21 protein-coding genes and 2 pseudogenes are annotated in these 26676 nt (G+C 67.5%); 9 read left to right on the top strand and 14 right to left on the bottom strand.

All coding sequences use genetic code 11. The features are described from left to right. Nucleotides 1–20: 20 nt before the first annotated feature. The 3 genes from rsmA to A5753_RS14070 all read right to left on the bottom strand — a co-directional run bounded on the left by rsmA (nt 21) and on the right by A5753_RS14070 (nt 3063). Nucleotides 21–971 (bottom strand): 16S rRNA (adenine(1518)-N(6)/adenine(1519)-N(6))-dimethyltransferase RsmA, encoded by a 951-nt coding sequence (gene rsmA, locus A5753_RS14060; RefSeq protein ID WP_067128892.1) that lies wholly within the window; start codon nt 969–971, stop codon nt 21–23. After that, nucleotides 935–2062, bottom strand: a complete 1128-nt coding sequence (locus tag A5753_RS14065; protein WP_197694691.1) for a resuscitation-promoting factor — start codon at nt 2060–2062, stop codon at nt 935–937. The genes rsmA and A5753_RS14065 overlap by 37 nt, the downstream gene beginning before the upstream one ends. A gap of 158 nt (nt 2063–2220) precedes the next feature. Continuing rightward, nucleotides 2221–3063, bottom strand: coding sequence for a TatD family hydrolase (locus A5753_RS14070; RefSeq protein ID WP_067128823.1), 843 nt, complete (start codon nt 3061–3063; stop codon nt 2221–2223). Between the two features lie 33 nt (nt 3064–3096). Here A5753_RS14070 and metG point away from each other — a divergent pair, with 33 nt between their 5' ends. Further along, nucleotides 3097–4653 (top strand): methionine--tRNA ligase, encoded by a 1557-nt coding sequence (metG, locus tag A5753_RS14075; RefSeq protein WP_067128826.1) that lies wholly within the window; start codon nt 3097–3099, stop codon nt 4651–4653. A 115-nt stretch (nt 4654–4768) separates the two neighbouring features. On the opposite strand, the gene A5753_RS14080 is transcribed toward metG, so the two are convergent. Then, on the bottom strand, nt 4769–6436 hold the full coding sequence (locus A5753_RS14080; protein WP_067128895.1) for a hypothetical protein: 1668 nt from the start codon (nt 6434–6436) through the stop codon (nt 4769–4771). A 393-nt stretch (nt 6437–6829) separates the two neighbouring features. Between A5753_RS14080 and A5753_RS14085 the strand changes: the two genes are divergently transcribed. Genes A5753_RS14085 through A5753_RS14095 form a run of 3 tightly spaced genes read left to right on the top strand, consistent with a single transcriptional unit; the run spans nt 6830 to nt 10221 of the window. Next, the gene (locus A5753_RS14085) at nt 6830–8017 is read left to right on the top strand and encodes an NAD(P)/FAD-dependent oxidoreductase (protein ID WP_067128829.1); all 1188 of its coding nucleotides are present in this window, start codon (nt 6830–6832) and stop codon (nt 8015–8017) included. Continuing rightward, the gene (locus tag A5753_RS14090; RefSeq protein WP_067128832.1) at nt 8014–8925 is read left to right on the top strand and encodes an RNA polymerase sigma-70 factor; all 912 of its coding nucleotides are present in this window, start codon (nt 8014–8016) and stop codon (nt 8923–8925) included. Before A5753_RS14085 ends, A5753_RS14090 begins: the two co-directional genes overlap by 4 nt. Nucleotides 8926–8976: 51 nt before the next feature. Further along, the gene (locus tag A5753_RS14095; RefSeq protein ID WP_067128835.1) at nt 8977–10221 is read left to right on the top strand and encodes an aminodeoxychorismate synthase component I; all 1245 of its coding nucleotides are present in this window, start codon (nt 8977–8979) and stop codon (nt 10219–10221) included. Here A5753_RS14095 and rsmI read toward each other — a convergent pair. After that, entirely contained in the window at nt 10218–11054 is an 837-nt protein-coding gene (gene rsmI, locus A5753_RS14100; RefSeq protein WP_067128838.1) for a 16S rRNA (cytidine(1402)-2'-O)-methyltransferase, read from the bottom strand. The genes A5753_RS14095 and rsmI overlap by 4 nt on opposite strands. Before the next feature lie 24 nt (nt 11055–11078). Here rsmI and A5753_RS14105 point away from each other — a divergent pair, with 24 nt between their 5' ends. Next, nucleotides 11079–12674 (top strand): dolichyl-phosphate-mannose--protein mannosyltransferase, encoded by a 1596-nt coding sequence (locus tag A5753_RS14105; RefSeq protein ID WP_067128841.1) that lies wholly within the window; start codon nt 11079–11081, stop codon nt 12672–12674. A 4-nt stretch (nt 12675–12678) separates the two neighbouring features. Here A5753_RS14105 and arcA read toward each other — a convergent pair whose 3' ends face one another. After that, nucleotides 12679–13893, bottom strand: coding sequence for an arginine deiminase (gene arcA, locus A5753_RS14110; RefSeq protein WP_067128844.1), 1215 nt, complete (start codon nt 13891–13893; stop codon nt 12679–12681). 93 nt (nt 13894–13986) lie between these two features. On the opposite strand from arcA, the gene A5753_RS14115 reads away from it, so the two are divergent. Then, the gene (locus A5753_RS14115; protein WP_197694692.1) at nt 13987–14583 is read left to right on the top strand and encodes an alpha-ketoglutarate-dependent dioxygenase AlkB; all 597 of its coding nucleotides are present in this window, start codon (nt 13987–13989) and stop codon (nt 14581–14583) included. Here A5753_RS14115 and A5753_RS14120 read toward each other — a convergent pair. From A5753_RS14120 to A5753_RS14140, 5 genes are all read right to left on the bottom strand, one after another. Continuing rightward, complete coding sequence (locus A5753_RS14120) at nt 14580–15236, bottom strand: DUF5642 family protein (RefSeq protein ID WP_067128850.1); 657 nt, start codon at nt 15234–15236, stop codon at nt 14580–14582. The two genes, A5753_RS14115 and A5753_RS14120, sit on opposite strands and share 4 nt — an antisense overlap. 27 nt (nt 15237–15263) lie before the next feature. Next, entirely contained in the window at nt 15264–15953 is a 690-nt protein-coding gene (locus A5753_RS14125; protein WP_067128852.1) for a DUF5642 family protein, read from the bottom strand. A gap of 107 nt (nt 15954–16060) precedes the next feature. Further along, nucleotides 16061–17005: a GNAT family N-acetyltransferase gene (locus A5753_RS14130; protein ID WP_156656105.1), complete on the bottom strand. Its 945-nt coding sequence runs from the start codon at nt 17003–17005 to the stop codon at nt 16061–16063. Between the two features lie 280 nt (nt 17006–17285). After that, nucleotides 17286–18419: a M42 family metallopeptidase gene (locus tag A5753_RS14135; protein WP_067128858.1), complete on the bottom strand. Its 1134-nt coding sequence runs from the start codon at nt 18417–18419 to the stop codon at nt 17286–17288. A gap of 76 nt (nt 18420–18495) precedes the next feature. Beyond that, complete coding sequence (locus A5753_RS14140; protein ID WP_067128861.1) at nt 18496–19665, bottom strand: aromatic ring-hydroxylating dioxygenase subunit alpha; 1170 nt, start codon at nt 19663–19665, stop codon at nt 18496–18498. A 90-nt stretch (nt 19666–19755) separates the two neighbouring features. Between A5753_RS14140 and A5753_RS14145 the strand changes: the two genes are divergently transcribed. After that, entirely contained in the window at nt 19756–20364 is a 609-nt protein-coding gene (locus A5753_RS14145; protein ID WP_067128865.1) for a TetR/AcrR family transcriptional regulator, read from the top strand. 113 nt (nt 20365–20477) lie between these two features. Here A5753_RS14145 and A5753_RS14150 read toward each other — a convergent pair whose 3' ends face one another. Further along, entirely contained in the window at nt 20478–22271 is a 1794-nt protein-coding gene (locus A5753_RS14150) for a CocE/NonD family hydrolase (protein ID WP_067128898.1), read from the bottom strand. A 1093-nt stretch (nt 22272–23364) separates the two neighbouring features. Here A5753_RS14150 and A5753_RS14155 point away from each other — a divergent pair. Beyond that, the gene (locus tag A5753_RS14155; RefSeq protein ID WP_067128868.1) at nt 23365–24738 is read left to right on the top strand and encodes a PPE family protein; all 1374 of its coding nucleotides are present in this window, start codon (nt 23365–23367) and stop codon (nt 24736–24738) included. 514 nt (nt 24739–25252) lie between these two features. Here the strand turns inward: A5753_RS14155 and A5753_RS24575 are convergent. Then, nucleotides 25253–25510, bottom strand: a pseudogene (locus A5753_RS24575) (sigma factor); the annotation flags it as partial. Nucleotides 25511–25532: 22 nt separating this feature from the next. Between A5753_RS24575 and A5753_RS23880 the strand changes: the two are divergent. Next, nucleotides 25533–25628: pseudogene (locus A5753_RS23880) on the top strand (cell surface protein); the annotation flags it as partial. A 67-nt stretch (nt 25629–25695) separates the two neighbouring features. On the opposite strand, the gene A5753_RS14165 reads toward A5753_RS23880, so the two are convergent. Continuing rightward, nucleotides 25696–26631, bottom strand: a complete 936-nt coding sequence (locus A5753_RS14165; protein ID WP_067128901.1) for an anti-sigma factor RsbA family regulatory protein — start codon at nt 26629–26631, stop codon at nt 25696–25698. Nucleotides 26632–26676 lie beyond the last annotated feature (45 nt).

A 26676-nucleotide genomic window follows, 5' to 3' on the forward strand; every position in this document is an offset into this window, starting at 1 on the left:
GGCGCCCTGGCGGCCTGCCGTCAGCCCGCGGACGCCTGCTCGGCCGTTCGCGCCGACGTCGCTGCTGTGCCAGGGGAGCGTTCGGCGGACCGCTGCCACAACCGCACGAAGTCGTCGATGGAGAGGGTCTCACCGCGGCGGGCGGGGTCGATGCTGGCGGCCAGCAGCCGGTCCGCCGACTCGTTGCCCGAGCCGGCCCAGCCCACGAGCGCGTTGCGACATGTCTTGCGCCGCTGCCCGAACGCGATGTCGACCAGTTCGAACACCCGGCGGCGAAAGGCTTCGTCGGTGGGCCACGGCGGGGTCGCGTACCGGTCTATGCGAACCAGCCCGGAGTAGACGCGGGGAATGGGCCAGAAGACGGTCGGCGGCACCATGCCGCAACGGCGAACCCGACCGAAAAAGCGCACTTTGACGCTGGGCACGCCGTATTCCTTGCCACCGGGCTCGGCGGCCAGACGCTCGGCGACCTCGGCCTGCACCATGACGGTCACGGTGCGAATGGACTCAAACTCGGCGAGCAGGTGCAGCAGCGCCGGAACGGCGACGTTGTAGGGCAGGTTCGCGACCATCGCGGTGGGCTGGACGGCCAGCTCGTCGCGGCGAAGGGTCAAGACGTCGCGATTGACCACCGTCAGGCGCTGGCTTTCGCTGTTAGAGTGCTCGGTTACGGTCTGGGGCAGCCGTTCGGCCAGTACCGGATCGATTTCGACGGCCGTGACGGCCGAGCCGCGATCAAGCAATGCCAGGGTCAGCGAACCCAGACCGGGGCCGACTTCTAAGACGTGGTCAGACCGGCTCACCCCGGAGGTCGACACTATCCGGCGCACCGTATTCGCGTCGTGAACGAAGTTTTGGCCGAGGGATTTCCGTGGCCGAAATTCAAGTTCTTTGGCCAGCCGCCTGATCTCGGTACGCCCGAGTAGCCGGACGGTCAGCGTGCACCAGCTCTTCCGCTGCACACTGGCCACGCGCCCCACCCCTGGCGCTCTCGGGTCACCTCGGCAACGGTGATTTGCTCCTCGCGGGTGGCGAGGTCAGCGCGGGCGGCGAACCGCAGACCGCCGTTCCGCTCCCACGTGCCCTGGTCGAACTGCACACCACCGTAATACCCGTTCCCGGTGTTGATCGCCCAGTTTCCGCCGGCCTCACAGCCCGCGATCGCATCCCAGATCGAGCCGTCGCTGACCGGAGGCACCTCGGTGCCGGGTTTGGTGCCGATGCGGACCACCGAGTCGCGGGCGGGTGTGATCACCGTGTTGGCGATCGGCAGTCGACCGGTCTCGACGCCGTTGACGGTGGCCACCGAGAAGGTCACGTCTTGGGTCCCCGGGCTGCCCGGATCCTCGACGACCTGGCGGCTCATGTTCATGCCCGGATCTTCGATGCGATGGGCGTTGGGGGGCAGCGGGATCCGCTCGGTGACCTGCTGGATCCGGTTGCGGGTGACCTGGACTTCCATCCCGTCGGTGATCGGCGCCGTCGCGGCGGGGACCACCTGGTCGCTCTCGAGCAGCGGTGCGCCTGCGGCGCTCAACAGGCCGGCGACGTTGGGTGCCGCGAGGTGCACGTTGCGGATCGCGCCGGCGTCGTTGATGCGGACGGTCTTGGCGCTGACAACGGGCAGCGCCATTCCGGCCAGCGGAACGCGGCTGCCGCGGTTGGCCGCGGCCGGCGCGGTGTCGGTCATCGCCAGCTGAGCCAGCGCCTCGTCGACGGTGGACGCGGTGGTCCACATCTGCTTGGTGTCATGGCCGTCCAGCGAGATCTGCAGCGGGCGGCTGCGCCGCAATACGATCTTGCCGGCGTCGTGGACGGTGATATCACCGGCGGGATACAGGTCGTCGCGTTCGTCGATGGCGAAACCGTTCTCCTCGACGACGTCGATCACCCGTGACTTCATGGTGGTCACCTGCATGGCGACCCCGTCGACGGTCAATGTCACCGTTTTGCACACCGAGACCGCGTATCCGCCCGCGAATGCCAGGACTACCAGCAGCCCTCCGACTACGAGCCGCAACATCGGCGAAGGATTCTGATGCAGTTTTGTCAATACACTCAACGCGCGCTACCCAACCCTCAACGACCAACTCATTCAGCAGCAAGTCACAAATTAAGGGCCCGTAGGCCCTACCGTTCGATCACAAGACGGTAACGAACCGGTCAACGTTGGGCAACTCCAACGCGGCGACTTTAAACCAAATCGCCTGGTCGTTTACCTCACACTGTGACCAATCCGTACACCCGTGCAGCATTGCCGGTTGTTATCTCGGCCAGCTCTTCCGGGCGACGACGCACCAGTTCGGCGATCGCCCGAACAGTATAGGGAAGGCAATAGGGCTCATTCGCGGTCCCCCGATAGGGGTGCGGCGTCAAGAATGGCGCGTCAGTCTCCACCAGCAGCTGCTCCGGCGGGATCAACGGGATGGCTTCGCGCAGGGCGTGCGCGTTGCGGAAGCTCGCGGTACCGGACAGGCTCAGCAGCCACCCGGCGTCCACGCAGCGGCGCGCCATGGCGGCGTCCGAGGAAAAGCAGTGAAAGATCACGGCGTCCGGGGCGCCCTCGGCCGCCAGCACATCGAGGACATCGGCGTCGGCGTCGCGGTTGTGGATCATCAGCGGCTTGCCGCACCGCTTCGCCAGGTCGATGTGCCAGGCGAACGCCTCGCGCTGCACGGCCGGCTCGGCGCAGCCGTCCAGGCGGCCGGGCCAATACAGGTCCAGGCCGGTTTCGCCGACGGCCACCACCTTGGGATGGGCGACCAGTCGCTCGATCTCGGCGCGGGCGGCGTCGTCGAGCGCGTCGGCGCGGGTCGGGTGCAAGGCCACCGCGGCGTAGACCCGCGCGTCCCACTCGGCGGCGCGCGTGACCCAGCGCGCCGAATCGAGGTCGTCGGCGATGGTGACGACGGCCCGCACCCCTACGGCCGCCGCGCGGTCCACGATGGCCCGCACGCCCCCGGCGTCGGCGGCGCCGCACGCATCCAGGTGGGTGTGCGCATCGACGAGTGGGCTCAACGGCTCGGGGGCCGGGGGCGACTGGCGTTTGGAGCTCACGCGCACACAATAAGGTGCCCCCAAATAAGGTTGAGGGCGATGAGGCCCTATTACGTCACCACCGCGATCACCTATCCGAACGGCGATCCACACATCGGCCACGCGTACGAGTACATCGCGACCGACGCGATCGCCCGGTTCAAGCGGCTCGACGGGTTCGATGTGCGGTTTCTGACCGGCACCGACGAACACGGCCTCAAGATGGTCGAAACGGCGGCGGCCGAGGGCATCCCGACGGCCGAGCTGGCCCGACGCAACTCCGATGTGTTCCAGCGGCTCCAGCAGCGGTTGGACATCTCCTTCGACCGGTTCATTCGCACCACCGATCCCGACCACCACGAGGCGTCCAAGGAAATCTGGCGTCGGATGTCGGCGGCCGGTGACATCTATCTCGACACGTACTCGGGCTGGTACTCGGTGCGCGACGAACGGTTCTTCGTCGAATCGGAGACCAAACTCCGCGATGACGGCACCCGGCTTGCCGTGGAAACCGGTGCCCCGGTGACGTGGACCCAGGAGCAGACCTACTTCTTCCGGCTCTCGGCGTACACCGACAAACTGCTGGCCCACTACGAGGCCCACCCAGACTTCATCGCGCCCGACGTGCGGCGCAACGAAGTGGTCAGCTTCGTCTCGGGCGGCCTGCGCGATCTGTCCATCTCGCGCACTTCGTTCGACTGGGGCGTGCAGGTGCCCGAACATCCCGACCACGTGATGTACGTGTGGGTCGACGCGCTGACCAACTATCTGACCGGGGTCGGCTACCCCGACACCGACTCCGAGCGGTTCCGGCGCTATTGGCCGGCCGACCTACACATGATCGGTAAGGACATCATCCGGTTCCACACCGTCTACTGGCCGGCGTTTTTGATGTCGGCCGGAATCGAGCTGCCGCGAAGGGTTTTCGCGCACGGCTTCCTGCTCAACCGCGGCGAGAAGATGAGCAAGTCGGTGGGCAACGTCGTCGATCCGGTAGCTCTGGTCGACACGTTCGGAGTGGACCAGGTGCGCTATTTCCTGTTGCGCGAAGTGCCGTTCGGCCAGGACGGCAGCTTCAGCGAAGACGCCATCGTCACCCGGATCAACTCCGATCTGGCCAACGAGTTGGGCAACCTGGCCCAGCGGTCGTTGTCGATGATCGCCAAGAACCTCGACGGGGTCGTTCCCGAACCCAGTGAGCTGGTGGGCGCCGACTCCGAGTTGCTCGCGACGGCCGACGGTTTGATGGACAGGGTGCGGGCCAGCTTCGATTCTCAGGCGATGCATCTTGCCCTGGAGGCGATCTGGTTGATGCTCGGCGAGGCCAACAAGTACTTCTCGGCGCAGCAGCCGTGGGTCCTGCGCAAGAGCGAATCCGAGGCCGACCAGGAACGGTTTCGCACCGTCTTGTACGTCACCTGTGAGGCGGTCCGCATCGCCGCGTTGCTGGTCCAGCCCGTCATGCCCGAATCGGCCGGCAAGCTGCTCGATCTGCTCGGGCAAACAGCAGACCAACGAGCGTTCGCCGACGTGGGCGCCCGCCTGGCGCCGGGCACGGCGCTGCCCGCTCCCACCGGCGTGTTCCCGCGCTACCAGCCGGTTTCCGAAGCCGGGTGATCCCCCAACGACGGATCAATTAGCGTGCGCCACAACCAGTTTGGGATCGCAGAGGTCCAGGTGATTCCGGACGATAGCGGCCGGGGCGGGCTTGGCGAGCTCGAGCCCTGCGCAATCACTGTCCGTCAGCCGAGTCACTCGGGATGTCAAGCGTGGCAATCGGATACATCCCGGAGCCGTCGCGGCCGTCTCGCGCCAGCGCCATCGGTGCATAGTTCACGACGTGCGAGGCGCCCGGTATGTGCTGTTGCCATTCGACGGAGGCACGCAGCGTGTAGTGACCGGGCGCCAGGCCCGTCACGTCGACGTGCACCGACTCGCTGGCAGACTCCGCGACCGGTTCCTCGCGGGACTGGCTGGATTCGTCGTGGACGAGTGTCTTGAGATTGACCGTCGCGGGCAGGCTGCGAACCACCGCGCCCGAGAAATCGACCAGCTTATAGCCGGGCACCCAGCGCTCGGTGGCCGCCGCCGAGCCGTAGTTGGTCCAGTCGACCGAGATCGTCGCCACCTTGCCCTGCAGCGATTGCGATCCCGGCCTGGCCTCGACCGAATATCGGTAGCCGGCGGAGGTATTGGCCTGGCTCCACAGCTGAAACAGCTTGGGATCCATCGCCGACGTCGCATCGCGGTCCGGGAAATCGGCGCTCGAGGTCATCGACACGTGATAACGGATGACGTCGTGCAGCCCCTTCTCGTAGTACGACCGGGTATCGGCTCCCTTGGGCAATCGGCACCACTGGCTGATCACCAGCGCCGTCACCAGCCGCTGCCTGATCGCGTTGACGACCGCGTCGTTGGACCGGACGTACTGCGAGTCGTTGGCCTCGGCCCATTCCGGCAGCGGGGCCCGCACCCCGAGGCAGTCGGCACGGACACCGACCGGCGCGGCTACTTTCTTGGTGACCTCGTCGGCGAACAGCTGCCGGACGATCTCCGGATTCTGGGCAGCGACGACCAATTGAGTGTGTGGGAAGGCGTTGACGTTGGCCGCCACCAGCTGGGCGATGGCGGCTTTGGTGATGCTTTGGTCGCGAAACTGGCTGTAGTAGCCCAGTTTTGCGGCGCTCTCGTCGGGGGCGGGACCCGGTGCGCTCAGCGAATCGCGCAGATGTCCGAGTTGGTTCTCCCCGAAGTCCCCGTACCCGGAGAATTCGAACACGGACAGACGCTCGTCGCCATCGTAGCGACGGCCGAGCGCGGCCAGCAGCTGGCCGACTCCATTGAGGTAGTCGGGGCCGTTGAAGTTCGGCACCACATGGGTGATGCCCGGGGCCGAACCGTTCGGCGGCGCCGGATAACTGGCGGCCAAGGGCCGCAGCCAGTCCGGAATCGCGATGTTGGTGTTGTCGGCGTAGGAGTCGTTGCAACAGGACTTGTAGACGTACACACCCAGGGTCAGGCGCATGTTTCGGCTACCGAGCTTGGCCAGCGCGTCATCGATGGCGCTGAAATCGAACTTGCGGTCGTCGGGCGCGTCGGGGGGCAACGTGCGCGGATCGACGGGCTGCAACTGCCGCCATGAGACCCGGAGGCTGGCGTCATATGATGCGGGCCAGGCGGAGTATCGCTGTTGAGCCGAATTGCCTTGCGGGAATAGTGGATTGAGCATTTGCTCGTACTGGCCGCGCAACGGGTTGGGGATCTCCTGCGCGGTGGGCGGGATGGCCGGGCTGACCATCACCGACAGCGGTCCGGGGTCGCTCTTGTCACCGCAACCGCCGAGCACCACCGCCGCGCACGCGACAGCGGCCAGCGCGCGTTTCCTCCATGAACTCACGATGGCCACCGGCGTCAGATCGCGCCCGACGACAACGGCCCGCGGGGGCTGCGCGACTGCGCCGATGCCGGCGCGGCGCCGGGCCCAGCCGCAGCGAAGGTCATCGTCAAGGTTGCTTCTCCCAATACACGCCGATGCGCAGGTAAGTGGCCCCGTAATTCGCGCATTCCAGTGGTGGTGCAGCCGACTCGGGGCAGGCCACGAATTGGCGTAGCGCAGCGTATCATGCGCGTTTCGGCATAGCATCGCTGCAGCTCAGCGGGGGTGGCACGCGCGGAACCGCCCACGCCGCCCGCTGGCGCGCAGTGAGACGGGTCACAGTTGCGGAGATGGCGTCACGCTCGGGGGCCCCGCGGTGTCTCAAGGGCACAGGTCCTCACGAAAAAGGAGACAGCCATGACCGAAGTGGCACACAGGAGAACCCATGTCGTCGTTGTCGGCGCCGGATACGCCGGGACGCTGGCGGCCAACCATCTGCGCCAGCGCCCGGACATCGACATCACCGTGGTGAACCCGCGGCCGATTTTTGTCGAGCGAATCCGCTTGCACCAGTTGGTCGCCGACACCGGCACGGCGACGGCCGATTACGCGACGCTGCTCGGCGACGGGATCCAGTTGATCGTCGACAGCGTCGAGGTCATCGAGGCCGCGGGCCGGCGGGTCTTACTGACCTCGGGCGCCGAGCTGGACTATGACTACCTGATCTACGCCGTGGGGAGCACCGGCGCGGCCGCATCGACGGTGCCCGGCTACACCGAATATGCGCATTCGGTCGCCGACCTGGAAAGCGCAAAGCGGCTGCACTATGCACTCACCGATCTGCCGCTGCCCGCGCCGATCACCGTGGTCGGTGGCGGGTTGACCGGCATCGAGACCGCCTCCGAGCTGGCCGAAGGTGGGCGCCCGGTGACGCTGGTGTGCGGCCCCGTCCTCGGTCCGTCGCTGAGCAAGCGGGGCCGGCGGTCGGTGGCCAAGCGGCTGCGGCGCCTGGGGGTCAACGTGCTGGAATCGGTGGCGGTGGAAGAGGTGCGCTGGGACGCCGTGGTGCTCACCGACGGCGTGCTGCTGCCCAGCGCGGCGACCATCTGGACGGCCGGATTCGCCGTGCCGGACCTGGCTAGGCGCAGCGGACTGCACACCGACCCGATCGGCCGGTTGCTCACCGACGAGACGCTTACCAGCATCGACGACGAGCGCATCGTCGCCGCGGGGGATGCCGCCGCGCCGTCGGGTCAGCCGCTGCGGATGAGCTGCCAGGCCGCCGGCCCGCTGGGCGCCCAGGCCGCCAACACGGTGCTCAGCCGCATCGCCGGCGACATCCCCGCGGCGCTGAGCCAGGCGTTCGTCGGGCAGTGCATCAGCCTGGGCCGCACGCACGCCACGTTCCAGATGGCGCGCACCGATGACACCCCGGTGAACATGTACCTCGGTGGCCGGGCGGCGGCGTCGCTCAAGGAGGCGATCTGCAAGGGCACGCTGTGGTCGATCCGGCGCGAGGCCGCCAAACCCGGTTCGTATCGCTGGATCAAGGGTGGCAAGCGGCCCACGCCGTCACCGGTCGGCGAGGAGGCCGCCGCGCGATGACCCAAGCACCGACCGGCAGCGAGCACGCCGAACGGTTCACCTTGCTGCGGCCACTGCTGTTCACCATCGCCTACGAGATGCTCGGCTCGGCGACCGAGGCCGACGACGTCTTGCAGGACAGTTATCTGCGGTGGGCGGCGGTCGACTTGGCGAAAGTGCGCGACACCAAGTCGTATCTGGCCCAGCTGGTCACCCGCCAGGCGCTGAACTCGCTGCGGGCCGGTGCTCGCCGGCGCGAGGACTATGTGGGGCCGTGGCTGCCCGAACCGCTGCTGCTCGACGAGCAGGACCCCTCGGCCGATGTTGTTCTGGCGGAGTCGATTTCGATGGCGATGCTGGTGTTGTTGGAGACGTTGAGTCCCGACGAGCGAGCCGTATTCGTGCTGCGCGAGGTGTTCGGTTTCGGCTACGGCGAGATCGCCGAGGCGGTGGGCAGGCCGGCGCCCACCATCCGGCAGGTCGCCCATCGGGCACGCGAGCACGTGCGCGCCCGGCGGAAGCGATTCGACGCGGTGGATCCGGAACGCAACGCCGAGATCACCGCGCAGTTCCTGGCAGCGGCGGCCGGCGGCGACGTGGACGCCCTGATGACCATGCTCGCCCCGGACGCCACCTGGACCGCCGACAGCGGCGGTGTGGTGAGCGCCGCACGCCGGCCGGTGGTCGGCGCCGAGAAGGTGGCTCGCGCCATCGCCGGCCTGATCCGGCGGGCCGCGACCATGGGCGCGCTGCGGGTGGAGATGGTGACGTGCAACAGCGCCCCGGCGGTGCTGCTATATCTCGGCGACCAGCTCGAAGGCGTGATCACGCTGGAGATCGCCGGGGACCAGATCACCAACTTCTATGTGATGCGCAACCCGCAGAAGTTGGCGGCGCTGGCCACCGCGCGCGACATCAGCCGCGGCTGAGCGTGGCGGCGCCGGGGGTGCGAAACACCGCGGCTCTGACAAGCTAGGGCTGTGCGCATCGACCGGCTCGGCGATCTTGGCGCCGCACCCCAGGTGCTGCGCGCGGTGGGCGACGCCGCCGGCCGGCTCGGTCTGCCCCCGCCCGCCGCGCTGACCGGGGAGTGGTTCGGCGCCCTGGCGGTGATCGCGCCCAGCCTGTCGGTGCGCCCGGTGCCCATCGACGACGTGTTCGCGGTCGAGGCGTCGCGAACACTGGAGCCGCACGCGGTGGGCGGCGGCTGGGTCGGTTTCCTGTCATATCCCGACGCCGGCTCCGACGCCAACCGGATCCCTGAGGCCGCCGGCGGTTGGACCGACTGCGTGCTGCGCCGCGACCGCGACGGCCATTGGTGGTACGAGAGCCTCTCCGGTGCGCCCATGCCGGATTGGCTCGCCGCGGCGCTAGCCGCGCCGACGGGCGCCCCACGCGAATGCCACATCGAGTGGGGCATCGCCGACCGGGCCGCACATCGCGACGGAGTGCTGGCCTGCCTGGAAGCCATCCGCGCCGGCGAGGTGTATCAGGCGTGCGTGTGCACGCAGTTCACCGGCATCGTCACCGGCGCCCCGCTCGACTTCTTCATCGACGGCGTCACCCGCACCTCCCCGGCGCGAGCGGCCTATGTCGCCGGCGCCTGGGGTGCGGTCGCCTCGCTGTCCCCGGAGCTGTTCCTGCGGCGGCGTGGGACCGTCGTGACGTCCAGCCCGATCAAGGGCACGCTCCCGCTGGATGCGTGGCCGGCGGCGCTGCGCGCGTCGGCCAAAGAGGTCGCCGAGAACATCATGATCGTCGACCTGGTGCGCAACGACCTTGGCCGAGTGGCGATCGTCGGCACGGTGACCGTGCCCGAGTTGTTGGTCGTGCGGCGCGCCCCGGGCGTGTGGCATTTGGTGTCGACGGTGTCAGCACAGGTCCCCCCCGACCTGCCGACGTCGACGCTGCTGGACGCCACGTTCCCGCCGGCCTCGGTCACCGGGACGCCCAAACACCGTGCCCGTCAGCTACTCTCGCAGTGGGAGCCGAATCGCCGTGGAATATATTGCGGCACAATCGGATTGGCGTCGCCCGTGGCCGGTTACGAATTGAACGTCGCAATCCGCACCGTCGAATTCGATGCCGCGGGCGGCGCGGTGCTGGGTGTCGGCGGCGGGATCACCGCCGACTCCGACCCGGACGCCGAGTGGGCTGAGTGCCTGCACAAGGCGTCCCCGATCGTCGGGCTGCCGTCCATCGCCGTCGCGAGCCCGGCCGGCTAGTCGCGGCGGGACTGCAACACCGCATCGTAGAGCTGGCGCGAACGCGCCCCCGGGTGAGCGGCGGCCACCTGACCGCAGGCCTCCTTGATGCGGGTGCCGCCCGCGACCAGCTCCTCGACCTCGGCGACCAGCGACGGCAGGTCGGCGCTCAAAGTGGCGCCGGCCAGCACCACGGTGATCTCACCGAGCACACCGTCGGCCGCCCACGCCGACAGTTCGTCGAGCGATCCGCGGACCACCTCCTCGTGCACCTTGGTCAGCTCCCGGCAGACCGCCGCACGACGTTCGCCGCCGAGCCGCTCGACAGCGTCACGCAGGCAGGCGGACAACCGGCGCGGCGATTCGAAGAACACACAGGTGCGCCGCTCGTCGGCCAGCGAATCCAGCCAGGTCCGCCGCGCCGCCTTCTTGCGCGGCGCGAATCCCTCGAAGCAGAACTTCTCGGCGGGCAGACCCGACAGGGCCAGCGCGGTCGTCACCGCCGACGGCCCCGGCAGGCACGCCACCGGCAGGCCGGCCTCGACACAGGCCGTCACCAGTCGGTAGCCGGGATCGCTGATCAGCGGCATCCCGGCGTCGCTGACCACCAGCACGGTGGCGCCCGCGCGGATCGCCTCGATCACGGACTGCGCCCGGGCATTCTCGACCTGATCGAACATGCTGATCACCCGACCGGTGATCCGCACATCGAGGGCCTTGGCCAGCGTCCGCACCCGGCGGGTGTCCTCGGCGGCCACCACATCGGCTCGGGCCAGGGCGTCCAGCAGGCGGGGGGAGGCGTCCGACGGCTGGCCCAGAGGGGTCGCGCCCAGCAACAGGCGGCCGGTGGTCATGACCGACAGCCTACGATCGACGTGATGACCGCCCCGCCCCGCGAATCCCCCTTGCAGATGGAGGGTGCCGACACGGAGCGCGCGGTGCCCGTCGTCAGCCCCGGGCCGCTGGTGCCGGTGGCCGATTTCGGGCCTCCCGACCAGGTCCGCGGCTGGGTGGTGACCGGCGTGATCACGCTGGTGGCGGCGGTGACCCGGTTCCTGAACCTGGGCTCGCCCACCGATGGCGGCACCCCGGTGTTCGACGAAAAGCATTACGCGCCTCAGGCCTGGCAGGTCCTGCACAACCACGGCGTGGAAGACAACCCCGGGTTCGGACTGGTCGTCCACCCGCCGGTCGGCAAGCAACTGATCGCGCTCGGCGAGGCGATCTTCGGCTACAGCGGGATCGGCTGGCGGTTCACCGGCGCATTGCTCGGCGTGGTCATGGTGGCGCTGGTGATGCGGATCGTCCGGCGGATCAGCCGCTCGACGCTGATCGGTGCGATCGCCGGCGCGCTGCTGATCTGCGACGGCGTCAGCTTTGTCGCCGCGCGGACGGCCTTGCTCGACGGCATCCTCACGTTTTTCGTCGTCGCGGCGTTCGGCGCGCTGATCGTCGACCGGGACCAGGTTCGGCAGCGGATGCACATCGCGCTGCAGGAGGGCCGCAACACCGAGACGGTGTGGGGTCCGCGGCTGGGTGTGCGGTGGTGGCGCTTCGGCGCCGGGATCCTCCTCGGATTGGCTTGCGGCACAAAGTGGTCCGGGCTGTACTTTGTGCTGTTCTTCGGTGCCATGTCGCTGGCGTTCGACGTGGCCGCGCGGCGCCAGTACCAGGTGACCCGGCCTTGGCTGGGGACCTTGCGGCGCGACCTGATCCCGACCGCGTACGCGCTGGCCTTCATGCCGGTGTTGGTGTATCTGGCCAGCTACGCGCCGTGGTTCGCCTCCGAAACCGCCATCGACCGGCACGAGGTGGGGCAGACGATCGGCCCGCACTCGCTGGTGCCCCTGCCCGACGCCATCCGATCGCTGTGGCATTACACCGCCAAGGCGTTCCAATTCCATGCCGGCCTAACGAATTCCGCGGGCAACCATCACCCGTGGGAATCGAAACCGTGGAGTTGGCCGATGTCTCTGCGGCCGGTGCTCTATGCCATCGACGAGCAGAACGTCGCCGGGTGCGGCGCGCAATCGTGCGTCAAGGCCGAGATGCTGGTGGGCACCCCGGCGATGTGGTGGCTGGCGGTTCCCGTCCTCGTTTTCGCGTTGTGGCGCATGCTGGTACGCCGTGACTGGCGTTACGCCGCGGTGCTGGTCGGTTACTGCGCCGGATGGTTGCCGTGGTTCGCCGACATCGACCGGCAGATGTACTTCTTCTACGCCGCGACCATGGCGCCGTTCTTGGTGATGGCGATCGCGCTTATTTGCGGCGACATTCTCTACACCCCGGGCGCTCCGCCCCGACGGCTGCGACTGCGGCCGAATTCGGAGCGACGCACCCTGGGGCTGATGGCCGTGTGCTGTTACGTGGCCTTGGTGGTGACCAACTTCGCGTGGCTGTTCCCGGTGCTCACCGGTCTGCCGATTTCGCAGCAGACGTGGAACATGGAGATCTGGCTGCCCAGCTGGCGTTAGTTGTCTAGGGCAGCGGGTCGCGGGCGACCGGGCAGGACATGCACCGGGGCCCGCCGCGGCCGGTACCCAGTTCGGATCCCGCGATGGTCAGCACCTCGATGCCCGCGTCCTGCAGACGAATATTGGTCTGCACGTTGCGTTCGTAGGCGACTACCACACCGGGCGCTAGTGCCAGCGTGTTGTTGCCGTCGTCCCACTGCTCGCGTTCGGCGACAACGGGATCCAGACCCGTGTCGATGACCCGCAGCTTGTCGATCTCCATCGCCTTGGCCGCTGCCTCCAAGAACGGGGCCTCGTCGCCGATGGCGACCCCGTCTGGCGTGCGCTCAATGGTGAAGGCGGACAACGAGTCGACGATGTTGGCGTACATCACCACCGTGTCGGTGTCGACCATCGTGCACACCGTGTCCAGATGCATCTGAGCGCGCCGCTGAGCGATCGGCACCGCGAGCACCGTGTTCGCGAGGTCGTCGTCAAACAGGCTGCGCGCCAACGCTTCCGCACCGGCGGGAGTCGTCCGCTCCCCTACCCCGACCGCAACCACTCCGGGCGCCAGCAGCAGCACGTCACCGCCCTCGACCGGGGCGGTGCGCGACTCGTAGGCACGCCGCACACCGGTGAACCGGGGGTGGTGGGCATAAATCAGATCGGTCAGCGACGCCTCGCGGATCCGGGCTCGCAGCGCCAGCGTCGGAATGACCACCCGCTGGCCGATCCAGATCGACGAGTCACGGGTGAACACCAGGTTGGGCAGTGGGTCGATGACGAAGTCCCCGCCGTGATGCATGCGCAGCACCAACGACACGTCGGTCCGTGTGCCCGAGGGCAACTCGTTGAATGTCATGCCGGCCATCAGCACCTGGGCCAGCCGGGCGGGCTCGAGTCCCCGCAGGTATGTCGAAAGTTCCTGCGCCAAGGGCACTCCGAGCCGTCGCGCGTCGACGGCGGCTGCGACCCCCTGCATCCGGGCGGCTCCGCTGTGCGTCAGCGCCTCGGTGAGCAGATCCGACAGCAGCAGCACCTCGATGCCGCGGGACCGCAGCAGCGAAGCGAACTGGTCATGCTCGCCTTGCGCGCGGGCGACCCACGGCAGGCCGTCGAACAGCAGCTGGTCGACGTTGCGCGGATGCAGGCGGAGCAGTTCGGCGCCGGGGCGGTGCAGGATGACCACGCGCAACGCGCCGACCTCGGAATTGGTGCCCAGCTCGACAACACCCACAGCTCAACCGTAGCGGCGCCGCGGCGCGCCGTCCTGCCACACACGCCCGTCGCGCGCCCCGTCATCGAACGGATGTGCGATAAACTCGCGTCCGTGGAGATCGCGGTCCAAGGCTCCCTGTTCCAGCACACCGAGCGCAGACAACTCGGCGACGGCGCGTTCATCGAGATCCGTGCCGGCTGGCTCACCGACGCCGATGACCTACTGGACGCCCTGCTGTCGACGGTGCCCTGGCGCGAGGAGCGCCGCCAGATGTACGACCGCGTCGTCGACGTGCCGCGGCTGGTGAGCTTTCATGACCTCGCCGTCGATGAGCCGCCGCATCCGGAGCTGGCCCGGCTGCGGCGCCGGCTCAACGACATCTACGCCGGCGAGCTCGGTGAGCCGTTCACCACTGTCGGCTTGTGTTGCTATCGCGACGGTTCGGACAGCGTGGCCTGGCACGGCGACACCATCGGCCGCAGCAGTTCCGAGGACACCATGGTGGCGATCGTCAGCCTGGGCGCCACCCGCTCTTTCGCGATGCGCCGCCGCGGCGGCGGCCCGTCCCTGCGGCTGCCGCAGGCGCACGGCGATCTGCTGGTGATGGGCGGATCGTGCCAACGCACCTGGGAGCACGCCGTGCCCAAGACGACGGCATCCGTCGGCCCCCGGGTGAGCATTCAGTTCCGCCCCCGCGGCGTGCGCTAGTGGGACGTACGCACGGCCGTCACCGCTTTGACGAGCAGGTCGCGTGCCCGCTGGGTATCCACCGCAGCGACCGGCTGGTCGGGGACCACCAGCGGGTTGGCGATGACGATCACCTGATAGTCGCCGAAGGCGGCCGAATAGTCATACAGCTCGCCGGTGCGCGGACCATTTGGCATCAGCGCCTGCATGACGCGATGCACGCCCAGCGTGCGGGTGCTCTCGATCTGCGGCACCTCCACCACCTGGACACCGCCCCGCATCTGCGGCCCGGTGAAGGTCACCTTGTTGCAGTCCTTCCCGGGGTCGTTGAGCGGCAACGCTTTTGAGGTCTCGAGCGCGATCACCACGAACCGGTTGCCGCGACCCTCGGCGGTGACCGCGGACATGTTGCCCTGCAGGTCCGCCGGCATGTCCGGTCCGGACGCGACTTTCGCGCAGTTCGCGGGGTCGAACGTCAACCCGTCCGGCAGTTTGCGGCCGGCCAACAGCTTGGGATCGATTCCCCGTTCGCTGATGTCGCTGACCTTGTACCCGGGTCCGAAGCTGGACTTCACGTCGACGACCTTGTTGATGTCGACCTTCGCCGGGTGAGTGGCCGACGAGCACCCGGCCAGGACGCAGACAGCCAGGACCGCGGACAAGATCTTCGACATCGGGGCCAATCTACCCAAGCGGAGAGCTCAACTGCGCAACGTGGACACCGTTTTGGCGAGCAGATCCGCGGCGAACTGCGGCGGCAGCACCGGAAGCGCCGAGCCCGGGTCAGTGGTCAGGGTGGTGAACGCGTAGTAGTTGCCCAGGTAGGCCGTGAAAGTGTAGATGCGCGAATCTATTTCGGTGCCCGACTCGACCGATGACTTGATATCGGCCACCATGCCGAGGGTGTGGACGCCTTCGACGCGCGGCGCGTCGGTGAGGTGGACCTGTACCACGGTGTTCCCGGCGGTCTCCGACCATTGGGCGCATGCGGTAACCAGGTCGGCGGGGAGATCGACCGGTCCGGGCAAAGCCACCACCACCGCGTTGACGATGCCGCCGCTGCCTGAGCCCGACACCCCCTGCGCCGACTGATCGCGCCCGTCTCCGGGGTCGGCCAGCGTCGCGCACTTGGCCGGCTTGGCCTGCAGGTCGTCGCCCAGGCTCCACATCACCCGCGGTGAGGCGGCAATGGGGATTGCGGTGGTCACCTCGTAGCCGGGCGGCAGGTCGCGAATGACCCGTTTGATGTTGGCTGGATTGACGGCGGCGGTATTGCTCGGCGGCGATTTTGCCGGAACGGCCGACGGAGCGCGTGCGGGTGGATGAGCGCACCCGGCGACGGCCAACGTGAGCGCCGTGGTCACCGCCGGGCCAATCCCGAACGGCCGCATGAGGAGTTGATAGCATAGGACAGCGCCATACCGTCTGCCCCACGCCAGCGCCGGGGCGGGTCGGATGACCTCCTGACCGCGATCGCAGCGCTATGCCGACGCCGGTGTCAACCGACCGCCGCGATGACCTGCCGGGCCACGCGCTTGATCTGCTCGGCTTCGTCACGCCTCAGGTGGCGGGGGCGCGGCACGTCGATCACGGTGGTGATGACGCCGACGTCTTCGCGCTGCCAGACGGCTCCGTAGCGGTCCATGATCGCGCGCATCGGTACGTTGTCGGAAAGCATTCGCGCGGTGAACTTTTCGACGCCGTCGACCTCGGCGGCGATGGACAGCGCACTGATCAAGAAGGTGCCGATACCGCGGCCCTGATAGGCATCGGCGACGGTGAAGGCGATCTCTGCGACGGTCGGGTCGCTCTCGTCGCGCACGAAGCGCGCGTCGGCCACCGGGTCACTGCCGTCGGTGACCACCCACACGAAGTGATCGACGTAGTCGACCTCCGATAGGTAGTGCATCAATGCGGGAGTAGGAAGTCGCGGGGTCATGAACCGCCGATAGAGCGTGTCGCTGGAGAAGTAAATGTGTCCGTGCACGGTGCGCTCGCTGTCGCCGGGGAGCACCGGCCGCAGCAGCAGGAGCGCGCCGTCACGTACGCGAATCGGGATAGGGGCGATGAACGCGGCGAGACGCTGACGCACGGTGCGCAGCAGCCGCGGTGTGATGCCGGGGATGTGCACCATGCTGGCGAAGGCCGTGGTGTCACCGATCCAGCCGGTCAGCGGTTCGGCGGTGGTCACCGTCGCGGTCCGGGGGATGTCACGCAGCAGGGCGATCTCACCGACGATCATGCCCGGGGAGGCGTGCTCGACGATCACCACGCCGTCGTCACCCACGTGTTTGATCTCGGCGGTGCCCGAGGAGATCAGCAGAAACGAAACCGCCTGCTCCCCCTGCCGCATCAGCACCTGGCCGGCCGGGGCGCGCAATGGCTGCAGGCGCCCCGCCAACGGGGCGAGGTCTTCGGCGGGACATCCCTCGAAGATGTCCATCGTCGCCAGCTCGTCCACCCGCGCGCCGATCAGCCCGGCCACCGCTATAGACCGCCGCCCGCGGCATCGCGACACCGCTCTGCGTGTCGCGGTGATGCCATGACCTGCCCGCCTGCTTGCCGTCGTCTACCGCGCCGGGCCGAACCCGGGATGCGGTCGGATGTTGCCAGGTTATGAGCCCGGTTGCGGCTCGGGCAAGGATGCGCGGTCACTTGTGCAATCGGACGGCCCACCGCAAAGCCGATGCGCGGGCCGTTGCCAGGCGGGCCGTTCGGCAGTGTCAGGCGATCTTTTGGCTCGGTTGCAGCACGAAATCCACCACGATGGCCGCCATGTCGTCGATTGCGTGGCGAGCGATCACCTCATACCCGTGGGTGCTCAGCGTGGGCAGGCACAGCAGGCCGGCGCGCGCGGTCAGCCCGTTCGCCTTGGAGTGCGACGCATCGGATTCGAACGCGCCCAGCGCGGCGGCCTGGGGAGACAGCTCGCGGTCGGTGGCGATTTTCAGCAGCCGGTCGGCAACCTCCTTGTCGTAGACACAGAGGGCGTCGCTGTAACCGATGATCGGGCCGCCGGCGACGCTGGTGTTGTATTCGCGTTCGGTGGGGCCGACTTCCAGGGCCAGGGTGAGGTCGCCGGGCAGGGTCGCGCTGGCGTACGTGCCGCCCACCCCGCCGACCTCCTCGTTGGTGGTGAACACCAGGTACACGTCGTCGGCGGGGCGTTGCCCCCGCTTGCGCAGTTGGCGCGCGGCGTGCAGCAACGCGGTCACCGCGGCGCGGTCGTCGAGGAAGTAGGCGCCGACGTAGTCGCCGATCTCGACAACGGTTCTCTTGCTGCGGTCGACGCACACCCGGGTTCCGGCGTGCACGCCCGCGGCGGTCAGCTCGTCGCTGCTGCGGCCGGTGAAAACGTAGACGTGGTCCCAATCCAGCGAACGGTCGCCCTGATCGGGCTTGGTCTCCCAGATTCGCGAGCTCTCCTTGGTGGTGTGCTCGGAGCCGAGAGTCAGGACGGCGGTGAGGGTTTCGTTGTCGCCCAGCACCGCAACCGGACCCAGTCCGAAGTTGCCCGGGTACATGGTGCCCAGCTGCGTCAGATGCAGTGTGCCGTCGGATTCCACACGCTTGACGATCATGGACAGTTCGTCCATGTGCGCCATCACCCGTGTCGCCGTGCCGGGGATGGATTTTGTGCGGTGGCGGTGGCTGGGCGCCCCGGTATCGCCGGCGGAAGGGTTGGCGGCGACGTAGCCGATCAGGTTGCCGGCGTCGTCGGTCCACATGTCGTCGACGACGGATTGCAGTTCGCGGGCGATCACGGCGCGTACCTCGTCCTCCTGCCCGCACGGCCCGTAGGTCAACAACAATTCTTGCAGCAGTTCGTCGGTGTATTCGCGATCGCGGTGCGCCATCGGATCCTTTCCGTCACTGGGTTCAGAGCATCAGTACCCGCGCCGGCCTGCGCCTACGCAACCGAAGGCGACGTCCCTAGGCGAGCGCGACGCCCAGTTCTTGGGCGAACACCTTGATCATGTGCTGGACCGCGATTTCATTGCGTCCGATGATCATGTGGTCGTGCTGGCCGTGCCGGACGCCCTCGCCGCATTGGGGCAACATCGCAAAATCCTCGTCGCGCACGGCCGCGTGCACGCCTTCGTAGACCGCGTCGTAAGCCGCTCTCATCTCGTCGTTGGTGGCCGGGATTCGGCCCATCCAGCTGTGGCGGACCGTGCAGCGGGTCGGCTCACCGGCGGGCAATATGTCGATGATCTCCACCCCCACCGGGCTGTTCGCCAGGATGAGATTCGGATACACCCAATAGATCACGCCCATGTTCGCCGACGGGTCGAGCGAAGCCGTGGGATCTGCATTGACGTTGGTGATCCAGGTGAACGGAAACCCGATGCGGTGGTGCTTGCCGAACTCGTCGTAGACCATCGTGTTGGCCAGGGTGTTCTGCCCGATGAGGCTCTCGCCGTGCACGTAGGGGAAGTGATACCCCTCGGCGAAGGCCTCCAGTGCACCCTTCCACGACACCTCGGACGTGAATTCGCGCTGCGTGTGGTAGCCGTAGGATTCGTAGTTCCACAGCGCCAATTCGGTCCCAAAATCTCCGAGGTGCGCGTCGAGGTCGATGGCCGCATCGGCGGTCAACACCGCCCAGACAAAGCCGTGCCGCTCCTCGGAGGGCAGCTCGACCAGGCCGTAGTCCTTGACGTCCATCGAACCGAAGCCGGCCTTGCCGGGAACGGAGAACAGTTCACCGGTATTGCGATACGTCCAGGCGTGATACGGGCAGACGAACCGCGAGGCGTTGCCCGAACCGCAGGCCGGCATCGCGCCGCGGTGCCGGCAGTAGTTGAGCAAGACGTGGCTGGCTCCGGACCGGTCGCGGGTGACCAGCAGCGAATCGCCCAGCACCGAACGCACCACGTAGTCGTTCTTGTTCGGCACCTGCGCCGACGGGACGATGGCCAGCGGCACCCTGCGCAGAATCTGCGATTCCTCGATCTCGGTGATCTTGGGGTCACGGTAGTAGTGCAACGGCACCCGCAGTTCGCGCTCGGCCAGGTCGGTCGTCTTGTTCAGGGCATGGCGCAGCCCCCGCCGCGTCAATGTCTCGTCGGTCCCGCTCACCGGCTTGTCGATCGTCGTCACCCTGGTCCCCTTCCCGGCATGCTTCGGACCATACAATCACTACTAGTTGTATTGTCAAGAACGGCGCCCCGTGTGTGCGACGATCACGCAATGCGCCGGCACGGCTGGTCGGGTGACATCCCGGCCGATGACAATGAGGCGGTCGCGCGCATCCTGCGCGCGACGCGCAGCGCCATCGACGCGCGTGGGACCGTGAGCGTCTCCGAGGTCGCTTCGACTCTCGGCGTGACGCGCCAGACGATTTACCGCTACTTCCCCACCCACGAGGCGCTGTTGGGTGCGACGGCACTGTCCTGTGTGGACGGGTTCTTGGATCGGCTTGCGGCGCACCTGGATTCGATCACCGACCCGACCGAGGCCGTGGTGGAGGGTATTGCCTACACGTTTGAGCAACTCGCGCATGACAGGTACCTCGGCCTGGTGTTCCAGCCCGGCAAGGCCAGCGCGTTTACCGCAGGCGTCACGTCGGACGTGGCCATTTCGTTCGGTCGGTCGATCCTGCAGCGATTCGAAGTCGACTGGGCCGCAGCGGGATTCGCCGACAACAGGCTTGACGAACTGGTCGAGTTCATGCTGCGCACCGTGCAGTCACTGATCGTGGACCCGGGCCGTCCACCACGCACCGGACACGAGCTGCGACGGTTCCTGCAGGATTGGATCGCACCGTCGGTGCGCGCCCACGCCGCGGTCGAGCGCTGAGGCACCACGGTTTGGCGGCGAAGGCGGCCAGCCCTCGTTGGCGTCCTCGAGGCGAACCCCCGCGACGACGAATCGCCGCTCGATCGGCCCGCCACATCGACTCTTGACCAGTGTCAGCTCACGGCGTCCGGGTCTGCCAACGAGATCAGGATGTGCGACGGCGTCGGCCCACCCTGGTGCAATTGGTAGCGCCCCCCGGCCAAGGCTCTGCGGGCGGGCTTGCTGGGCACCAGATGCGGAAAGTCATAGGTGGTGATCGTCAGGCGCAGTCGGTGGCCCGCGGCGATCAACGCGGCCGTCGGAAAGATCTCCACGTCGTAGCGGGTCAGCTCCCCCGGCACGACGGGCTGGGCGGCCGATCGGGTGCTGAGGTGCTGCGGCCGCAACACGGTGCCATCGGGCAGGTACCAAGTGCGGTCGGCGTCCAGCTTTCGGTGCGAGCCCAGCAGCGCGCCCTGGGTCAGCGGGCGGCTCGCCCCGTCGGGGGCGACGGCGTCGAGGTGGGCGACCCATACTGTCTCGGTGGTGGTGGCCGTCGCGTGGATGGTCAGCGCGATCGGCCCGGCCACCAGCTTTGCCTCGCCGAACGGCTCGGTGGTGTAGGTCAGCGCGCCGCGCTGCAGGCGGCGGTTGTCCTGGTCATAGCGGATGCTGCGGCCCCGTTGGGAGAACATGAAGCTGTTCAAACCCAGCGACCACTGCTCCAGGCTGCGACCGGACAGAGGTCCGCGCGCCACGTAGGTGAGTGGCGCCACGGTGTTCTCCGGCGAGGCGTCCGGGCTCAGACGGCCAGCGTCGGACAGGTAGAAGCGCGTGGGCGTTGCCTCGGCGAGCGGATAGTTGTCGGCGCGATACCACTGTGAGCTTCCAATTGCTTGGAAGGCCAACGGCTTGCCGCAAATGGCCGCATCGGCGTCTTCCTTGAGCCAGCGGTCGAACCAGCGCAACTGCAGCGCGTTGAGGTGCAATCCGCCATGGTTCGACACGTGATACCAGGGGCCCATCATCAGTCGGATCCGATCCGATACCGGCTGACCCGGTTCCATCGGTGCGTCGTCAGGCCGGCCGGCGGCCGCATTCTGCAGGGCGGCGTAGTTCAGCGGCGCACCGCGTTGGAACGCGTCGTGCCATCCGCCGACGAGGAAGGTCGCGACCCCGTTGTCGGCGACCTTGGACAGGACCAACCCCGGACTCATCGCGTCCCAGAATGGACCGTCATAGGCGGTTTCGCCGCCGGCGACGACCTCGGCGATCAAGGGTCGGAAATAGCGCCGCTGGTCGCGTCCGCGCTGCCGAACCGCGGCGAGGCCGCCGGACCGCGGTCGCGCGTGACCGCCGCGGGCGAGCCACTCCAGCGTCGGGTTGACCACGTTGAGCAGCGTGTAGACGGACCCATATCCGCGGACCGCGTGCAAGTGCGGCACACCGCCCATCGTGGCGGCGTCGCGATAGAAATCGCGTGCCGCCATCACCGGGAAGATCGCCTTCAGCGGCGAGTCCGGGCCGACCGCGGCCGCCGTGAACAGCTGGTTGATCGCGAGGTAGGACAGCCCGACCATGCCGACTCGGCCATTCGCGTTTGGCAACGTGGACGCCCACTGGACCAATTCCACGCCGTCCTGCGTCTGCCGCTCGCCGCACATTTCGAACGAACCACCCGAGGACCCGGTCCCGCGAACGTCGACCATCACCTCGATGTAGCCGCGCTTGATCAGGTAGGGAGCCGCACCGCCGCCAATCTGGGCGGCCGGCGGTGGCGCCTTTTTGCCGTAGGGCGTGATCGACAGCAGCACGGGAAACGGGCCCGCGGCGGGCTGTCCGGTCTCCGGCACCGTGGGGTAATGAATATCCGCCCGCAGGTCGACACCGTCGGTCATGGGCACGGCGACGTTGTGACGAACGCCCACGCCGTACGCCGCCGGGGGCGGCGTCCATTCCGGCGCGAACGGCGACGGGCTGGTCTTGCGAGCGCGGGGCGTACGCCTCAATCGCCGACTGGCCATCAGAACGTTTTGACCACGGTCGGAAGTCGATCGTGATCCCGTCCATCTCACCATCAGCAGCTCCCCCTGAGGCTCGCGGCGGCATCGCCCGAATTACACCAAGAACTTAGAGCAATGCGTTCTGTCGGGCTGAGGGGCATCGAGGATCGCAGGGACACTTGCCGCATAGAAGATAGTGCTCTTGACGTGGCGCGGCTCGGCGGCGGGCGACGCAGAACTGGTAGCCTGTGTGGCACTGTGAGTTTCGGACTGAGAATGCCGTCACGGTGGTTACCACGGCGATCTGTGTTGGCCATCGTTGCTGCGCTTGCTCTTGTCGCCACTGTCCTTGGTTGCGGTGCGGTGCACGCCCAGATGGCGGCCCTCGCATCGCAGTCGTCGTCGACGGCCCCGTCGGCCGGTCCGGATTCGGGGCCAACGCAGCTACACAGCGCAGCGGCGCCTGTTCGTAGGCTTGGCGTCGGATCCACCGTGAACGATGACAAAGCGTTCAGAAGCGCTGGGTTAAAGCGTGATCGGGCAACCACTTTGGCGCTTTCTACACCGCGAGGGTCCGACTCTGCGACACCACCATCGGTTGGCACCGTTCGTTCTGAGCAGCGGGCCGACACGCCCGCACGGGCGCCGATACACAGATCCGTCGTACACGATCTTCTGATTCAATTCTGCGTCGCCCGTTGCTGATTGAGCCTGGCCGCTCGTCTGCGCACAGTGCCATTGCGGCAGGTCGACGCTAGCCGGTACTAGCTGCAGGTCCTTCGCGTCCGCGGCCGAATCATCGTTGCCGCCTACCCGGCAATGCCGCAGGGTTTCACCGTGAAGCGACGGCCCGTCGATGTCGTGCTTCACATTGTCGCCGTCGCGCGTTGCGAAAACACGCACTTGTTTCATCACTTGCTTTGCTGACCAACCGTTGTGCCCCACGTCGCCAGCGTGAATTCGATGCCATACATCGCCAGGTCGGTTAGCGGACTCAACCAAGAAATCAGGGATAGACATGGATTTTGGCGCACTACCACCAGAGATCAACTCCGGGCGGATGTACATGGGACCCGGTCCCGGGACCTTACTGGCCGCCGCCACCGGCTGGGAGTCGCTGGCCGCAGAGCTGGCTGAGGCCGCCAGCAGCTATCAGAGGGTGATCGCCAGCCTCACCGACGAGCCCTGGCTGGGGCCGGCGTCGATGTCGATGTCGGCTGCCGTGATGCCCTACATAGCGTGGATGGCGGGAACCGCCGAACAATGTGGGCAGGCGGCCACCCAGGCCACGGCCGCTGCAGCAGCCTTCGAAACCGCCTACGCGATGACGGTGCCGCCTCCTTTGGTCGCGGCCAATCGCGCTCGCCTTCTGCTGTTGATTCAGACCAACATCTTCGGGCAGAACACCCCGGCCATCATGGCGACTGAGGCCGAATACAGCGAGATGTGGGCCCAAGACGCCGCCGCGATGTACAGCTACGCCGCGAACTCCGCCTCGGCATCACGATTTTCGCCGGTATTGGCGCCGCCGCAGTCGACCAATCCGGCCGGCCTCACCGGCCACATCGGCGCCGTCACTCATGCGGCAGCCCAGTCCGGTAGTGCCGCACAGTCAACGGCGTCGCAATGGGTTTCGGCAGTGCCCCAGACGTTGCAAGGCCTCTCGACGCCAGGCTCCTCCTCGAGCGTCGGTTTGCCGCAGGCGGCGATGGGCACCGGAGCGTCACTGGGGGCGTCGGGAGCCTCCGCCCCATTCAGTTCACTGTCGAGTTTGACCGGCGCCTCGGGCAAGGGTGCGGCGAAGAGCGCGAGCACCGGAGCGGGCGCCGCCTCGGGACTGGCCTCGGCGCTCGCCGCCGCACCCGCAGCGGACGGAGCCGCGGCCGGACTGGCATCCGAGGCGGCCGGGTACGGAGCCGACGGCGCCGGCCTGATCGCCGACGGCGGTGGAATCGGCATAGACCTCTACGGACTCGATTTGGATTACCAGGGATTGGCTCTGGATGAAGCGGGCGCCGGTTCCATTTTGGGGGCCGAGGGCAGCGCCGGAATAGCGGGCATGGGCGGCCTGGGCGCTCCGACTGGTTTGGGAAACCTCGAGCCGCTGGCGGGACTGGGTCAGGGCGCCTCGGCGAGCGTGGGCCAAGCCAGCTCACTCAGCACCTTATCCGTACCGCCGAGTTGGGCGGCGACGGTTTCGTCGGTCACTCCGTTGCATGCCCTCAACGGCGGCGCCATGCCGGGAGGATGGGCCGCCGCAGCCGCCCCCTCGCCCGGTGCCACTGTGTCCAAAATGCCTCTGGGCGGCATGGTCGGCCGCGAATCGGAGGGCGCGGTTCAACGCGTCGGCCTGCGCGTCTCGCTCATTCCGCACTCTCCGGTGGCCGGGTAAAGCACCGAATCAGCCATCACATCGTCAAAGTACGTACAAGTTCTCGACTGAAAAGGAATCCACGATGGCCACGCCACCCGGGCCGCACGAACTTCGAAACCCGATCGTGCAGCCCCCGCACGTTCGAAAACCGTTGCCTTTCATCACAAAAGCGCTGACATGCACCGGCCTGGCCGTAGCGTACTTGACCTCAGCGCTGACGCCTGCCGGCGCCGATCCAGGTCCGAGTGGCGGCGACCCCGACACATTCGGCGGGCTGAGCTGCAGCTGCACCGAGGCCGCCCCGGCAGACAGCCCGGCGCTAAAACGACAGATCCGCCGGGGAATACAGCAAGGGTTAGCGATCGGGCAGCGCGACTAGGATCTCCACCAACTCTCGGCCCGCTGTTCAAGTCAACGGAAGCGTAAGCAATGGCGAGGCGGTTGGTTGGCTCGATCCTCGACCGGGTTCGTTGGTCAGCGCCAATGCCGTGCTGTGTCCGAGGTCCCCGATCACCGCGGTGGTGGATGGCTTCACGGTCTCGGTGTCCGCCACGATGTCGCGGGGGCGCTCGACATTGCTGGCACCGTAACGCGATTCGCGCTCCGTAGCGGCCTGCTCGGATCGGACCCGATCGATGGCGCGCCGGTGGGTCAGCATGAGAATCCACGCCAGCGCGCTTCCAGCGGCCGGGTCATAATCGCCGGCGTTGCGCCAGATTTGCAGATACAGCTCTTGGGTCGTTTCCTCGCTGTAGTTCGCATCACGAAGGATCTTGAAGACCAATCCGAACCGTCAACGGCCAGGGCAACACCTTAACGTCAATAACGCCGGTGTGGTGTGCGGCGGGGTGCCCACCGCGAACGCGACGGTCTACATGATCGACACCGTCTTGATGCCGCCGGCCTAACGCCCTCGCGCCCGGCCAAGCCACGTTGGCAGCGCCCAGGCGCCGGTTCGTGATGCGGCTGACGAGGCTAAGCGGCCAGGGCCAGATATGCCTGGATCGTGGTGCCGATCGCGGTGGTGTGCGTCCGTACCAGGTCGGCGACCGCATTGACCAGCAACAGGCCTCGGCCGCCATCGGCGGTCGGTGGACGGTGACCGCCAAGGGGATCGTCGAACCGGCCGGTATCGCTAGCCTCGCAGACGAGGTGGCGGCCATGCTGCCACAGCGCCAGGCGGCAGGCGCTGCTGGTGTGTTGCAGGCTGTTGGTGGCCAGTTCGGTGGTGATCAGTAGCAAGTCGCTGAGCCGTCCGGTGGGCAAGCCGAGCCAGGTGGCGTAGCCGGCGGCAAACGATCGCGCGGGGTTCAGATCGGCGACGTGTTCGACCGTGTAGGTGCGTGCCGCCGGGTTGGTCGGCAGCGGCCGATTGCAGCGAGCCAACGCCTCCCCGGGCGCGTAGTCGTCGCTGTCGACTGACGCCCCGTCTTGCAGCAGCAGGGGGTGAGTGGTGCGGGCGTCGGCAAGCGTTCGGGCATCGAGTTGGGCGGCGTTGTATGGGCATAGGCCCGTCACCTCGTGACCGTCAAACGCGAGGTTGCACAGGGCCTCAAGCCGCAGACAGGCGGGATATTCCAGCTGGCTGCGCCCAGCCCAGACGCATTCGCCGACCAGGCGCACCCGTCGACCCGGATATTTTGCGACGAAATTGCCGAACAGCGCGATCATGCGCCCTGGGTTGCGGCCCACCTCGGTTATATCGACCAGCGTTACCTCGGCAGCGTCGGTGCCCAGTGCGTCGTGCAACATATCCAGGTTGTATTTCGGTACAGCGACCAACACCGGCTCATCGTTCGCTAAGCCGTCGACGATGTAGGGTGCGGTCGAATCGATGTAGTGCTGCTCAGAGCGATAGAACAACGCTTGATGACGTACACCGCGTGCGGCGGCAAATGGATCGTCGACTATCAAATCCGTTGTACCCCGCCCCCGCCCGCGCCGCCCCCCCCCCCC

Origin of the sequence: Mycobacterium sp. 852002-51971_SCH5477799-a, from assembly GCF_001667145.1 — a bacterium.
Taxonomy (GTDB): domain Bacteria; phylum Actinomycetota; class Actinomycetes; order Mycobacteriales; family Mycobacteriaceae; genus Mycobacterium.

Excerpts from the sequence above, each read along its gene's own strand:
- A5753_RS14130 (WP_156656105.1), bottom strand. The coding sequence starts at position 17,005 with ATGGACATCTTCGAGGGATGTCCCGCCGAAGACCTCGCCCCGTTGGCG.
- A5753_RS14085 (WP_067128829.1), top strand. The coding sequence starts at position 6,830 with ATGACCGAAGTGGCACACAGGAGAACCCATGTCGTCGTTGTCGGCGCC.
- A5753_RS14090 (WP_067128832.1), top strand. The coding sequence starts at position 8,014 with ATGACCCAAGCACCGACCGGCAGCGAGCACGCCGAACGGTTCACCTTG.
- A5753_RS14155 (WP_067128868.1), top strand. The coding sequence starts at position 23,365 with ATGGATTTTGGCGCACTACCACCAGAGATCAACTCCGGGCGGATGTAC.
- A5753_RS14125 (WP_067128852.1), bottom strand. The coding sequence starts at position 15,953 with ATGCGGCCGTTCGGGATTGGCCCGGCGGTGACCACGGCGCTCACGTTG.
- rsmI (WP_067128838.1), bottom strand. The coding sequence starts at position 11,054 with ATGACCACCGGCCGCCTGTTGCTGGGCGCGACCCCTCTGGGCCAGCCG.
- A5753_RS14120 (WP_067128850.1), bottom strand. The coding sequence starts at position 15,236 with ATGTCGAAGATCTTGTCCGCGGTCCTGGCTGTCTGCGTCCTGGCCGGG.
- A5753_RS14105 (WP_067128841.1), top strand. The coding sequence starts at position 11,079 with ATGACCGCCCCGCCCCGCGAATCCCCCTTGCAGATGGAGGGTGCCGAC.
- metG (WP_067128826.1), top strand. The coding sequence starts at position 3,097 with ATGAGGCCCTATTACGTCACCACCGCGATCACCTATCCGAACGGCGAT.
- A5753_RS14145 (WP_067128865.1), top strand. The coding sequence starts at position 19,756 with ATGCGCCGGCACGGCTGGTCGGGTGACATCCCGGCCGATGACAATGAG.
- A5753_RS14135 (WP_067128858.1), bottom strand. The coding sequence starts at position 18,419 with ATGGCGCACCGCGATCGCGAATACACCGACGAACTGCTGCAAGAATTG.